General features: G+C 70.1%; 10 protein-coding genes. 3 read left to right on the top strand and 7 right to left on the bottom strand.

Annotated elements, in window-relative coordinates; all coding sequences use genetic code 11:
* Positions 1-78: 78 nt before the first annotated feature.
* Complete coding sequence (locus ACWEBX_RS21430) at positions 79-1,443, bottom strand: MFS transporter (RefSeq protein ID WP_451886423.1); 1,365 nt, start codon at positions 1,441-1,443, stop codon at positions 79-81.
* Between the two features lie 290 nt (positions 1,444-1,733).
* Positions 1,734-2,171: a MarR family winged helix-turn-helix transcriptional regulator gene (locus ACWEBX_RS21425; protein ID WP_103551027.1), complete on the bottom strand. Its 438-nt coding sequence runs from the start codon at positions 2,169-2,171 to the stop codon at positions 1,734-1,736.
* Positions 2,172-2,315: 144 nt separating this feature from the next.
* Here ACWEBX_RS21425 and ACWEBX_RS21420 point away from each other — a divergent pair, with 144 nt between their 5' ends.
* Entirely contained in the window at positions 2,316-2,498 is a 183-nt protein-coding gene (locus ACWEBX_RS21420; RefSeq protein WP_037624226.1) for a hypothetical protein, read from the top strand.
* Between the two features lie 31 nt (positions 2,499-2,529).
* Here ACWEBX_RS21420 and ACWEBX_RS21415 read toward each other — a convergent pair whose 3' ends face one another.
* Positions 2,530-3,981: an NCS2 family permease gene (locus ACWEBX_RS21415; protein WP_451886422.1), complete on the bottom strand. Its 1,452-nt coding sequence runs from the start codon at positions 3,979-3,981 to the stop codon at positions 2,530-2,532.
* A 235-nt stretch (positions 3,982-4,216) separates the two neighbouring features.
* Here ACWEBX_RS21415 and ACWEBX_RS21410 point away from each other — a divergent pair, with 235 nt between their 5' ends.
* Together ACWEBX_RS21410 and ACWEBX_RS21405 are read left to right on the top strand one after the other, a co-directional pair.
* A complete protein-coding gene (locus tag ACWEBX_RS21410; RefSeq protein ID WP_451886421.1) occupies positions 4,217-4,492 on the top strand; it encodes a DUF2530 domain-containing protein in 276 nt (91 codons plus the stop codon).
* Between the two features lie 111 nt (positions 4,493-4,603).
* Entirely contained in the window at positions 4,604-7,003 is a 2,400-nt protein-coding gene (locus tag ACWEBX_RS21405; protein WP_451886420.1) for a cation-translocating P-type ATPase, read from the top strand.
* Positions 7,004-7,017: 14 nt separating this feature from the next.
* Here the strand turns inward: ACWEBX_RS21405 and ACWEBX_RS21400 are convergent, their stop codons facing one another.
* The 4 genes from ACWEBX_RS21400 to ACWEBX_RS21385 form a co-directional block, all read right to left on the bottom strand.
* Positions 7,018-7,950, bottom strand: a complete 933-nt coding sequence (locus ACWEBX_RS21400; protein WP_451886419.1) for a hypothetical protein — start codon at positions 7,948-7,950, stop codon at positions 7,018-7,020.
* 230 nt (positions 7,951-8,180) lie between these two features.
* On the bottom strand, positions 8,181-9,110 hold the full coding sequence (locus ACWEBX_RS21395; protein ID WP_451886418.1) for a hypothetical protein: 930 nt from the start codon (positions 9,108-9,110) through the stop codon (positions 8,181-8,183).
* 261 nt (positions 9,111-9,371) lie between these two features.
* Positions 9,372-10,175 (bottom strand): hypothetical protein, encoded by an 804-nt coding sequence (locus tag ACWEBX_RS21390; RefSeq protein ID WP_451886417.1) that lies wholly within the window; start codon positions 10,173-10,175, stop codon positions 9,372-9,374.
* 257 nt (positions 10,176-10,432) lie between these two features.
* Positions 10,433-13,597, bottom strand: coding sequence for a sacsin N-terminal ATP-binding-like domain-containing protein (locus ACWEBX_RS21385; protein WP_451886416.1), 3,165 nt, complete (start codon positions 13,595-13,597; stop codon positions 10,433-10,435).
* Positions 13,598-13,780 lie beyond the last annotated feature (183 nt).

Here is a 13,780-nt window from a genome sequence, read left to right as displayed (position 1 = left end):
GGCGGCCGGCCGCTTCGCGCGGGCCTGCCGCCTCCGAGCCGCCTGGTCACCCGGCGGTGGGGTCGCACATCGGTCGGGTCACACCGCCGTGGCGAGCTGCTCCTCGCTCCGCACACGCGGGACGAAGCGGATCCGGGGGCGGCCGTGATGCCATCCGAGGGAGACCCGCAGCCCGCCGAGGCGGGCCAGGACCAGACCGATCGCCGTCGCCGAGGCCATCGCGACCAGTCCGCCGAGCGCGAAGCTCACACGGGGGCCGTAGACGTCGGTGACCCAGCCGATCAGCGGCGCGCCGAGCGGTGAGCCGCCCACGAAGACCATCATGAACAGCGCCATGACCCGGCCGCGCATGGCCGGGTCGGTGGCCATCTGGACGGAGGTGTTCGCGGTGACGTTCACCGTCAGCCCGAAGATGCCGATCGGGACCATCAGGAGCGAGAACAGCCAGAGCGTGGGAGCCATGGCGGCCACCACCTCCAGCGCGCCGAAGGCCACCGCGGCCGCGATCAGCACGCGCAGCCGGGCCGTGCCGCGCCGCGCCGCGAGCAGCGCTCCGCCCAGCGAACCCAGTGCGATGAGCGTGTTGAAGAGGCTGTAGGCCCCGGCACCCGAGTCGAAGATGTCGTCCGCGTACGCCGACAGCCAGACGGGGAAGTTGAAGCCGAAGGTGCCGATGAAGCCGACGAGGACGATCGGCCAGATCAGTTCGGGGCGCCCTGCGACATAGCGGAGGCCTTCGCGGAGCTGGCCCTTGGCGCGCGGCGCCCGCTCGACGACGTGCAGGTCGCGGGACCGCATCAGCAGCAGACTCGCCAGCGGGGCCACGAACGACAGGCCGTTGAGCAGGAAGGCCCAGCCGGTGCCCACGCCGGTGATCAGCAGGCCCGCGACGGCGGGTCCGACCAGCCGGGCGGACTGGAAGTTGGCCGAGTTCAGGCTGACCGCGTTCTGGAGCCGGCCGGGGCCGACCATCTCGGAGACGAAGGACTGGCGTGCCGGGTTGTCGACGACGGTGGCCATACCGACGGCGAACGCGGCGAGATAGACGTGCCAGACCTGGACGTGTCCGGAGAGGGTGAGGAAGGCGAGCGCGAGGCCGGTGAGGGCCATCGCCGTCTGCGTCACCAGGAGTGTGGGCCGCTTGGGGAGGCGGTCGACGAGAACACCGCCGTACAGGCCGAAGAGCAGCATCGGCAGGAACTGGAGCGCGGTGGTGATACCGACCGCGGCGGAGGAGCCGGTGAGGCTGAGCACCAGCCAGTCCTGGGCGATGCGCTGCATCCAGGTGCCGGTGTTGGAGACGACCTGGCCCAGGAAGAACAGGCGGTAGTTCCGGATCTTCAGCGAGCTGAACATCGAGGAGGAGCGGGGGGAGTCGCGGGTGGCCGGGGAGTCGTGGGTGGCTGGTGCGGGGGCGGAGTGTGCTCCGGGTCCCGTACTCAAAAGGGCTCGCCTCCAGTGCGATCGAGGACGTCGGCGTCGTGGGGGGCGTCGGCGCTTGCGGGGAAGGACGGACCCTCCGTTGCTCCGAGATCAGTGATCCGAACCGAGATCGGCGATCCAGATCGAGACCGGTGATCCGAGTCGTGACCGGTGACCCGGCCAGTGACCAGTGATCCGGGCCGAGATCAGCGATCCGGGCCGAGATCAGCGATCCGATTCGTGACCAGTGATCCGGACCGGGATCAGTGATCTCGGTTCTGGATCGGGGAGCGAAAGAGGGCCGCCGTCGGTCAGATGTGCGCGAGCTTCTCCAGGACGGGAGCGGCTTCGCGGAGCTTGGCCCATTCGTCCTCGTCGAGGGCCTCGACCAGTCCGGCCAGGAACGCGTTCCGCCGACGGCGGCTCTCCTCGAGCATCGCCTCGGCCTTGTCGGTCTGCGTCACCACCTTCTGGCGCCGGTCCTCGGGGTGCGGCTCCAGCCTGACCAGCCCCTTGGCTTCGAGCAGCGCGACGATGCGGGTCATCGACGGCGGCTGCACATGTTCCTTGCGGGCGAGCTCGCCCGGCGTGGCGCTGCCGCAACGGGCGAGGGTGCCGAGCACCGACATCTCGGTGGGGCTCAGCGACTCGTCGACCCGCTGATGCTTGAGTCGACGCGACAACCGCATCACTGCGGAGCGCAAGGCGTTCACGGCGGCCTCGTCGTCGCCATGGGTGAGGTCAGGCATGTTCTTTAGCTTAACTCATTACCCTCGCTAAAGAACAACTGGGCACCTGTGAAACGCGCCATCCGCCGCGGGGATCACTCATATGAGTGAGATCGCTCCGGAAAGTGACCCGTATCCGGTCGGGAAGCGGCGACCCTCGACTTCATGGGGACCAGCGTGCTCAGCCTGCGTATCGACGGGGAGCTGCTCGACCGGCTCCGCGACCATGCCGCGAAACGCGGAATGAGCGTCCAGGACTATGTGGTCCGGACGCTCATTCGCGACGACTTCGACGAGCGGTTCCAGACCGCCGTCGAGGAGACGGAGAAGTTCTACGGGGTCACGTGAGACCCCGCGCGGCCTGGGCCGCCGATGCCGCTCAGGTCAGGCCGAGGGCCGGCATGAGGTAGTAGAAGGTGAACACCGCCGACACGACGTACATGGCGGCCGGGATGTCCCGACCCCGGCCCGCCGCCAGGCGCAGCACGACGAAGGTGATGAAGCCCATCCCGATGCCGTTCGTGATCGAGTAGGTGAACGGCATCATCATCATCGTCACGAAGGCCGGGATGGCGATCGTGTAGTCCGCCCAGTCGATCTCCTTGACCGAGTGGGACATGATCAGGAAGCCGACCGCGATCAGCGCGGGGGTGGCCGCCTGGGACGGGACCATCGTGGCGACCGGGGTCAGGAAGAGGGCGACGGCGAACAGCGCGCCGGTGACCACGTTCGCGAAGCCCGTGCGGGCACCCTCGCCGACGCCGGCCGTGGACTCCACGAAGCACGTGGTGGCCGAGGAGGAGGAGGCGCCGCCCGCGGCGACGGCGATGCCGTCGACGAAGAGGACCTTGTTGATGCCGGGCATGTTGCCCTGCGCGTCCGTCAGCTTGGCCTCGTCGCTGATGCCCATGATCGTGCCCATCGCGTCGAAGAAGCACGACAGCAGCACGGTGAAGACGAAGAGGATGCCGGTCAGCACGCCGACCTTGCCGAAGCCGCCGAACAGGCTGAACTGGCCGATCAGGCCGAAGTCCGGGCTGGCGACCGGGTTGCCGGGCCACTTCGGGGTGGTCAGACCCCAGGACGGGATGGTGGTCACGGAGTTGATGATCACCGCGGCGACCGTCATGGTGACGATCGAGATGAGGATGGCGCCGGGCACCTTGCGCACGATCAGCGCGAGGGTGAGCAGCGTGCCGAGGATGAAGATCAGGACGGGCCAGCCGTGCAGGTGGCCGTCGGTGCCGAGCTGGAGCGGGACGGTCGTCTGGGCGATGTCCGGGATGCGGGTGACGAAGCCGGAGTCGACCAGGCCGATCAGCATGATGAACAGGCCGATGCCGATCGCGATGCCCTTGCGCAGGCCGAGCGGCACCGCGTTCATGACGCGCTCGCGCAGACCGGTGGCGACCAGGAGCATCACGATGAAGCCCGCGAGGACCACCATGCCCATGGCGTCCGGCCAGGACATCCGGGGCGCGAGCTGGAGGGCGACGACCGTGTTCACGCCGAGGCCGGCGGCCAGCGCGATCGGCACGTTGCCGATGACGCCCATGAGGAGCGTGGTGAAGGCCGCGGTCAGCGCGGTCGCGGTCACGAGCTGACCGTTGTCGAGGTGGTGCCCGTACATGTCCTTCGCGCTGCCCAGAATGATCGGGTTCAGCACGATGATGTAGGCCATCGCGAAGAAGGTGGCGAAACCGCCGCGGATCTCGCGCGGAAGGCTGGAGCCCCGCTCGGAGATCTTGAAGAAGCGGTCGAGAGCGCTCTGCGCGGGCCGGGACTCCGGCTCCTGCGGGGCGGGGGCCTTGGTGGCGGCCGAGGTGGACATGCGGGTCCTCAAACGTGCAGGGGGACGGGACGTGATCGAGCCTGGTCAGTGGTCGTACACCAGCAGGTTCCCCCAGGTCGCTGTTGGTGTTTTCTACGAATACAACTGGCCAGACTCGGACCGTTTCAGTATGAACATATGAGTCAGAAATCGCTATCTCCGCGCGTAGACCCGTGTGGCACAAGGGAGACGGGGTGCGAACACAACCGGTCGCCGGCCCTCGTAAGCTGTGCACATGGCGAAGTGGACCCCCAAGCACGAGGCGCCGGAGCCCCTGGAGGGCCCCGTCGTCGCCACCATCACAGGCGGCACGATCCTCTGGTTCGTCCTCTTCCTGGTGCAGCTCCCGTTCTACGGCTGGTTCGACGACCACGGACACCTGTGGTGGCTGTGGACCTGCCTGGCCGGCGCGGGCCTCGGGCTGATCGGCATCTGGTACGTCCGCAAGCGTGACGCCGCGATCAAGCGCGCTCAGGCGGGCGGCTCCCCCGCCGCCCCCGTGACGGAGTAGGGGACTTTCTCCACCCACGGCAGCACGACCCGCCGCTCCCGGTCCTCCCCAGGTCGGAACTTTGGCTCACTCGGCGGGTGAAGCCGCATATCCGCACGTACCGTCGAAGGCATGACCCACACCGACGCGGGCGCCGGACTGGATCCCGTTCACCCCGTACCCATACCCGCTTCCCGGCGGGCCGAGGGGTTGTCGGCCGCCGAGGTGGCCGAGCGGGTCGCGCGCGGCGAGGTGAACGACGTCCCGGTACGCAGCAGCCGCTCCGTGGGCGAGATCGTCCGGGCGAACGTGTTCACCCGCTTCAACGCGATCATCGGCGTGCTCTGGCTGGTCATGCTGTTCGTGGCGCCGTTCCAGGACAGCCTGTTCGGCTACGTGATCATCGCCAACACCGGGATCGGCATCATCCAGGAGTGGCGCGCCAAGAAGACGCTGGACTCGCTCGCGGTGATCGGCGAGGTGAAACCCACCGTCCGCAGGGACGGCGTCGCCGCCGAGGTGCGCTCGTCGCAGATCGTGCTCGGGGACCTCATCGAGATCGGGCCGGGCGACAAGGTCGCCGTCGACGGCACCTGCGCGGAGGCCGACGGGCTGGAGATCGACGAGTCGCTGCTCACCGGCGAGGCCGATCCCGTGGTCAAGCACGCCGGCGACCCGGTGATGTCCGGCAGCTTCGTCGTCGCCGGCAGCGGCGCCTTCACGGCGACGAAGGTGGGCCGGGAGGCGTACGCGGCGCAGCTCGCGGAGGAGGCCTCGCGGTTCACGCTCGTCCACTCCGAGCTGCGCAGCGGTATCTCCACGATCCTCAAGTACGTGACGTGGATGATGATCCCGACCGCCATCGGCCTGATCATCAGCCAGCTCGTCGTCAAGCAGCACGGCTTCAAGGACTCCGTCGCGCGGACCGTCGGCGGGATCGTGCCGATGGTCCCGGAGGGCCTGGTGCTGCTCACCTCCGTCGCCTTCGCGATCGGCGTCATCCGCCTCGGCCGAAAACAGTGCCTCGTCCAGGAACTTCCCGCCATCGAGGGCCTCGCCCGCATCGACACCGTCTGCCTCGACAAGACGGGCACCCTCACCGAGGGCGGCATGGATGTCACCGAGCTACGGCCGCTCGGAGGCACCGACGAGCCGTATCTGCGCAAGGTCCTCGGCGCACTCGGCGACTCGGATCCGCGGCCGAACGCCTCCCTCCAGGCGATCATCGCCGCCTACCCGGACAGCGAGGAGTGGCGCTGCACCCAGTCCCTGCCCTTTTCCTCCGCCCGCAAGTACAGCGGCGCCGGCTTCAGCGAGGGCAACGGCGAGTCGAGTGCCTGGCTGCTCGGCGCCCCCGACGTCCTGCTGGAGGCCGGGGACGCGGCTCTCGCCGAGACCGAGCGGCTCAACGAGGCGGGCCTGCGGGTGCTGCTGCTCGCGCGGACCACCAAGGACCTCGACGACCCCGCTGTCGCGGAGGCCGCCCGGCCCGCCGCACTGATCGTGCTGGAGCAGCGGCTGCGTCCTGACGCGGCCGACACCCTGCGCTATTTCGCCGAGCAGGACGTCAAGGCCAAGGTCATCTCCGGCGACAACGCGGTGTCGGTGGGAGCGGTCGCCGGAAAGCTGGGACTCACCGGCGAGGTCGTGGACGCGCGCCGGCTGCCGGACGAGCGCGAGGAGATGGCCAAGTCCCTGGAGAAGGGCACGGTCTTCGGGCGGGTCACCCCGGCGCAGAAGCGGGACATGGTCGGCGCCCTGCAGGCCGGCGGGCACACGGTGGCGATGACAGGCGACGGCGTGAACGACGTCCTGGCCCTGAAGGACGCCGACATCGGGGTGAGCATGGGCTCGGGGTCCGAGGCGACCCGCGCGGTGGCCCAGATCGTGCTGCTGAACAACAGCTTCTCGACCCTGCCCTCGGTGGTCGGGGAGGGCCGCCGGGTCATCGGGAACATCACCCGGGTCGCGACGCTGTTCCTGGTCAAGACGGTCTACTCGGTGCTGCTGGCCGTGCTGGTGGTGTGCTGGCAGGTGGAGTACCCCTTCCTGCCGCGTCATCTGACCCTGCTGTCCACCCTCACGATCGGCGTCCCGGCCTTCTTCCTCGCCCTCGCCCCCAACAAGGAGCGCGCCCAGCCGCACTTCGTACGGCGGGTGATGCGGTACTCGATCCCGGGCGGCGTGGTCGCGGGAGCGGCGACCTTCACGATGTACCTGATCGCGCGCCACTACTACACGGGAGAGGGTTCGCTGGAGGCGGAGACGAGCGCCGCGACGCTGACGCTGTTCCTGGTCTCGATGTGGGTGCTCGCGATCATCGCCCGGCCCTACACCTGGTGGCGGATCTGCCTCGTCGCCTCGATGGGCGGGGCGTTCCTGCTCGTGCTCGTGGTGCCGGGGCTCCAGCACTTCTTCGCGCTGAAGCTGGTCGGCACGATGATGCCGTGGATCGCGGTGCTGATCTCGGTGACAGCGGCGGCCGTCCTGGAGTTCCTGTGGAGATGGGTCGACCGCCGCGTTCCCGCGTAGGGCTACGTCATCGACTACCGCACGTCGACGTAGTCACCCGCGGCGTTGACGGCCGGGGTGGTCGAGGTGCCTGCGAAGCTGTAGCGGTAGTAACCGTCGACGGTGGCCGTCGTGGTCGTCTTCAGGTTGCCGGAGCTGTCCGACTTGACCGTCTTGAGCGTGGTGTAGGTGCTGCTGCTCTTCTTGCGGAACTGGAGCTGCACCGACTGGCCGGTGTAGCCGTGGTAGAGGTTGTCCTCCCAGTTGGCGCGGGAGAGCTTGCCGGTGACCGTGACGGTCTTGCCCTTCTTCACGGGCTCCGGCGCGGCGTTGACGGTCAGCTTGGAGTAGCGCTGCACGTTGGGGGAGGTGAAACCGCCCTGGTCCGCGACTCCGACCTTGCTCAGGTCCATGTCCTCGCTGCTGGGGTCCTCGCCGTTGTACGCGATGGCCAGGCCGGCGGCCTTCCAGGCGCCCGCGTCCGAGTTGAGCAGCTCTCCCTCGGCCGGGTAGATGTCGATGACCGCCTTGCAGGAGGCGGCCGTCGCCGAGGTGGCGGTGCAGGTCCCCGGGTTGTTGCCGAAGAGCATGTTGTCCGGCGTGTCGAACGAGCCCTTGTAGAGGTAGGGGCCGTTCAGGAAGTCGTCGGCGGTGATGTCGACGTCAGCCCCGTGGTTCAGGGTGTACGTGACCGGGACAGTCACGTGGTTGCTGATGCCGACGGTGATGGCCTTGCCGCCGTTGACCTTGATGTTGGAGAAGCTGGCGTCAAGGTCGTACGGAACGCCGTCGACAGCGCCGGTCGAACCGGTGTACGCGGCCTTGCCGGAGGCGGCGTGGGCGGCCTCCCGCACCTTGGCGACGTCGGTGCGGTACGCGGAGGAGTCGGCGGCGTGGGCGCCCGGCACGACGAAGGCGGAGAGAGCCAGGGCGCCGGAGACGGCGGCCACAGTGGCACGTATGCGCATGCAATCCCCAAGTGGAGAAGGGGCCCCGAAGGTGGTCGTTCCTTACGGCTCGTCTTCACACGGGGCCCACGTGATGGTGGAGTCTGTTGACTCGGAAGAGAAGATCACTCGGGCGCGCGGATGGTTGTACGGGAGATGAAATCTTTGTACGTCTCTTATGGACGGCCAAGGATCCCCGGCCCGAGGGCGGGGGATCCTTGGCCGGCTCAGGGCCGAGCCCGGCTCGTGGGCTACCGCACGTCGACGTAGTCGCCCGCGGCGTTGACGGCCGGGGTGGTCGCGGTGCCCGCGAAGCTGTAGCGGAAGTAGCCGTCGACGGTGGCCGTCGTGGTCGTCTTCAGGTTGCCGTGGCTGTCCGTCTTGATGGTCTTGACGGTGGTGTACGTGCTGCTGTTCTTCTTGCGGAACTGCAGCTTCACCGACTGGCCCGTGTAGCCGTAGTAGTCGTGGAGTTCCCAGTTGGCGCGGGTGAGCTTGCCGGTGACCGTGACGGTCCTGCCCTTCTTCACCGGCTCGGGCGAGGCGTTGACCGTCAGCTTGGAGTAGCGCTGGAGCTTGCTGGTGGTGAGCCCGTCCTGGTCGATGTAGCCGACCTTGCTCAGATCGGCGTTGTCGTCGCTCGGGTCCTCGCCGTTGAAGGCGACGGCGAGGCCGAGGGCCTTCCACGTGGTGGCGTCGGCGTTGACCAGTTCGTCGCCCGGGTAGATGTCGATGGTGCTCTTGCAGGTGGCGGTGGTCGCCGAGGTGACGGAGCAGGACGGGAAGTCGTCGCCGACCAGGATGCCGACCGGTGCGTCGTAGGAGCCGCGGTAGAGCTCGACGTCCAGGAAGAAGTCGTCGGCGGTGATGTCGACGTCGGCGCCGTGCTTGATGCCGAAGGTGACCGGGACGGTGACCTGCTTGGAGATGCCGGCCACGATCGGCTTGCCGTTGTTGACCTTCACGTTGGAGAAGGAGAGGTCAAGGGCGTAGGGCGTGCCCGTGGTGTCGCCCGTGGATCCGGTGTACGCGGCCTTGCCCGAGGCGGCGCGGGCGGCTTCCCGCACCTTGGCGATGTCCGCGTGGTGGTCGGCGGAGCCGGCGGCGTGGGCGCCGGGCGCGACGAGGGCGGAGAGAGCCAGGGCGCCGGAGACGGCGGCCACGGTGGCACGTATGCGCATGCGATCCCCCAGTGGAGACAGGGCCCGGTCGTGGTCGTTCCTCACGGCTCGTGGTCACAGGGGCCCAAGTGATGGCGGAGTCTGATGACTCGTTGGGAAAGATCGCTGGGGTGCTCGAATGGTTGCACGAGAAACAAAATCTTTGTGCGGTCCGTACGGGGATCGGGACAAACGGGGATCGGGACAAACGGAAATCCCCGGCCCTGGGGCCGGGGATTCCTGGTGGCATCGGGTGTTCAGGTACTGCCGGGTGTTCCGGTGTTACTGCACGTCGATGTAGTCACCCGTGGCGCTGACGGCCGGGGTGGTCGTGGTGCCCGCGAAGCTGTAGCGGAAGTACCCGTCGGCGGTGGCCGTCGTGGTCGCCTTCAGGTTGCCGGAGCTGTCCGTGGTGACCGTCTTGACCGTGGTGTAGGTGCTGCTGCCCGCCTTGCGGAACTGCAGCTTCACCGACTGGCCCGTGTAGCCCTGGTACTTGTGGTTGTCCCAGTTCGCGCGGGTCAGGGCGCCGGTGACCGTGATGGTCTTGCCCTTCTTGACCGGCTCCGGCGCGGCGTTGGCCGTCAGCTTCGACAGACGCTGGACCTTCGTCGCGCCGAGGTCGTTCTGCCACTTGGTGTGCCCGCTGTCGTCAAGGGCGACCGCACCGACCTTCCAGCTCCCGGCCTGGGAGTTGGCCAGGTCGTCGTAGTCGCCGGTGGCGGCCGGACGGAACTGGATCTTGGCCGTGCACTTGAGCACGGTGGAGGAGGAGGCGGTGCAGGTACCGGGGTCGTCGCCGCCGATGAGCGCTTCGCTCGGCGCGGTGATCGAGGTACCGCGGTAGAGCAGCGGACCGCTCATGAAGGAGCTCGCGCTGAGGCTCGCGGGGTGCGTCACGGTGTAGGTCGCGCTGACCGTGACCTGCGCGGAAGCGCCGACCACGATGTTCTTGCCACTGTTGATCACGACGTTGGAGACGGTCACGTCGGCCAGCGGGTTGCCTGCGGCCTGCGCGGCCGGCACGGCGAAAGCGGAAAGGGCCAGGGCGCCGGTCACGGCGGCCACGGTGGCTCGTATACGCATGGGATTCCCCAGGTGGAGAGGGGTCCCGGCGGTGGTCGTTCCTCACGGCTCGTCGTCTGCACGGGACCCAAGTGATCGGTGAGTCTGTTGACTCAAGGAGTGAGATTAGTGAGGGGTGGGACTGGTTGTACGGGCGGGGTGAGGGAATCGCAGTTTTTAGGTGCACATGACCTGGCGATGGTGAAGCACGGAGAAAGGCCCGGTCCCGGAATTCCGGGACCGGGCGAAACCCGCCGTGCGCAATGCCGGGGGACCGGTCAGTCGAACCAGCGGTCCCGGGCCAGCTCCTCCGTGCGGGACGGGTCCTCCAGCAGCGCGGCGACCTCGAAGCGGCGCGGCCACTGGCCCGCCGCCCAGGCGAGTCCGGCGGCGACACCCTCCAAGGTGGAGGCGTGCAGGACCCCGTCCCGGGTGCGGCGCCAGTCGATTTCGGTGCCGTCGACCACGAGCTCCTCGTGCTCCACGTACGAGGCGGGGGTCGCGGGGCCCAGCAGGACCCGTACGGACTCCGGTACGTCGTGCTCGGTGCCCTCGGAGGTCACCTCGCCGGTGACGGACTCGCTGAGCCGGCGCACCTGGAACAGCTCGGCGAGCTCGGCGGCCCGCGCCGGAGGCACCGGCAGCAGCGGCATCCCGTCGGTGAAAGCCAGCAGATCCGGGGAGTCCACGACCACCGCGTCGGCCGCGTCCACGACCCGCACCTCGCCGTTCACGACCGCCCGCAGCTCGTCCGGCAGCGTCACCCGCTCGGGGTCGAGATCGGCCAACGCGCTGTACAGGCCGTGCAGTTGGGCTCCAGAGACCGGACGGTCGGGTTCCGAGAGCCGGTCCAGCAGTTCGGCCGCGCCGCCCGGCTCGTCGAGCAGGGCGGCCACGGAGGTACGGACACCGAGCGCCCGCAGGACCTGCTCGTCGTCGAAGCCGGTCGCGTCGGCCTCGTCGTACAGGCCGCGCAGCAGCGGATCGCCGCCGGCGGCCAGCAGACCGGCCGGCCGGCGCCCGTCGAGCACCGGATGTCCGCGCAGCCACCACGCCGTGTACGGCCGGACGATCTCGTGCGTGCCGTCCGGGAGCAGGACGCGCACCTGCTGGATGATCGCGTCCCGCAGCGGCGGCTGGGCGAGAAGCGCCAAGGCCTGCGGCCACCGGTCGTCGTCCACCAGGTCCAGATCCCGTACGGCCACGATCTCGGTCGCGACGGGCGGCACCGGCGAGTCGGGCAGCCGGTCCAGGACGTCCTCGCACCACACGTCCACCGCGTCCAGCAGACCCGCGTCGTCGGGCTCGGCGAAGTCCCCCTCGCGCGGCTCCAGTTCGTCCGGGTCGAGCACGAGGTCGGTGGCGCGGACCAGGGCGAACCCGGCGAGCACGCCGCAGGCCGCGAGGGGCTGCTCGCCCCAGCGGTCGGCGAGCTCGGCGTCGACGGAGGCGAGTTCGTCCTCGCGCATGATCCGCGCGAACGGGCTGCCGGGCAGCACGAGTTCACCGGCGGGCACGAGTTCACCCTCGTCGTCCGGCAGGGCGAGCGCGCCCAGCCAGGGCTCGTCGCCGGGTTCGAGCGCGGCGTCACGGACCAGCGCGAGGACGGTGTCCGCGAGCTCCTCCGCGTCCAGGGTGTCCTCGTCCCACGCGCCGCCCTCGTCGTCGAGCGAGGCGGCCACCGCGGCCCGCACCTGCGGCGTCGTGAGCACCGCGCGGGGCGAGGCCGGCAGCGCGCCCAGCTTCTCCAGGAGGGGGTGGGCCGCGTCGGGGTGCGCGACCTTGAGGCCGAGCCTGGCGAGCGTCCCGGGGGCCACCAGGGACCCCTCGGGGGTGGGCAGCAGGATCTGGCGGGGGCCGATCGTCGTACGGCCGTCGGCCAGCGGCACCGGCAGGCCCGACAGCCGGTCCGGGTCGACCCCGGCGAGGCTGTCGTACAGGCGGTGCCACCACTCCGGGTCCTTCTCCAGGCCGGCCAGCCGGTCCACGGCCTCGATGAGCGGGACCCGCGCGACGCCCAGCGTGCGCAGCTCCACCCGCCGTTCGAGCCCGGCGGGCAGCAGGCCGGTCAGCACCTCGGCGAGCACCCGGACAGTCTCGGCGCCCGCGCCCTCCACCACCTCGGCGTCGCGCGGCCGCAGGACGGCGGGGGCCTCCGCGGGACTGCTCCCGGGCCAGTCCTCGGGGGTGTCGACGGCCGGCAGCCGGGCCGGCGGGGCGGCGGGCGGCAGGAACGCGGTGCGCGGCAGCCGGTCCAGGATCGCCTGGCGCAGCGCTCCGTCGAGCCCGCCCTTGCCGAGCGGGCCGGGCACCAGGTCGATGATCCCGGTGTCCACCGGCCGCCAGGCGGCGAGGAGTTCGGCGTACGCGTCCGCCGCGCGCTCGACCAGGAAGTCCGTCAGCGGGCCGGGGGCGGCGTGGCGCCGGGTGGTGTCGAGCGGGAAGGAGGCGATGAGGAGCGCGGGCACGCCGAGGGCTTCGTCGCTCGGCGTCGGCGCGTGCACGACGGGGCTGGTCCTCGGGCGGCCCGGGGCTCCCTCGGTGTCCACGGGGACGGCCCAGGTCACGGACCAGTGCGGACGCAGGCGCTCCTCGACCGGGCGGTCGGCGAGCAGGGCGGTGTCGAGGGGGCCGTGCGCCGCGGACGTGCGGTAGCGGGTGGTGCCGTCGCGGGTGTCGTCGATGACGGCACCATGTTCGGCGGCGGTCCGGCGCAGGGTGCGGACCTCGGCGTCGCCGATCTCCACGACCACTTCCTCCAGGCCGGGGAGGGCCAGCAGGAGGGCGTCGTCGATGTTCCGCAGGAGGCGCTCGGCGAGGTCCTCCGCGGCGGTGTCGCGCAGCGGGAGGATCACGGCGGTGTCGTACGGGTCCGGCGCGGTGCCCTCGGCCGCGAACGGCAGCCTCAGCAGCGGTACGTGACCGTCCCGCCGGCGGATCTCGTCGCCGAGGCCGGGGTTGTCCGCGGCGGTGCCGGCGGCGAGGTCGCGGGCCTCGGCGAGCGCCCAGCGGACGCCGCCGTGCCGGCCCACGACGGCGGGCTCGTCGGTGACGGCGAGGACCGCGGCGAAGCCGACGCCGAAGCGGCCCACGGCCGTCGTGTCGTGGGCGTCCCGCTTCGCGGAGGCCCTGAGGGTGGCGAGGGACTCGACGCCGACCGCGTCGAGGGGGGCGCCGGTGTTGGCCGCGACCAGGACGCCGTCGCGGAGCGTGAGGCGCAGGCGGCCGGGGGTGCCGGCACGGGCCGAGGCGTCGGCGGCGTTCTGGGCAAGTTCCACGACGAGGCGGTCGCGGTACCCGCCGAGGACGAGGTCCTCCTCGGCGTTGGCGTCCTCGCGGAACCTGGCCGGGCTGGCCGCCCAGGCGTCCAGTACTCCGCGGCGCAGGCGGGCCGTGCCGAACGGGTCCGCACCCTCGGCAGCCGGCCGCACGAACTTACTCACGGGTTCACTCTCCCTCTCGCCTGACGCGACCGCGAATGCTGCGCCGGGTCGCGGCTTGAAGGTACCGCGCGGCTTCTCCGGTTCCGGGCCGGTGGGTGGGTCGGGGCCGTGCCGGTGCATCAGCCCGTCGCCGTTGGACGGAGATGTGAGCGTCGGTGGCGACGGGCATCGATGTACCGGCAC

Source organism: Streptomyces sp. NPDC005070 (assembly GCF_053600395.1).
The sequence above is the reverse complement of the archived record's forward strand: the minus strand, read 5'-3'. Positions and strand labels throughout refer to the sequence as shown.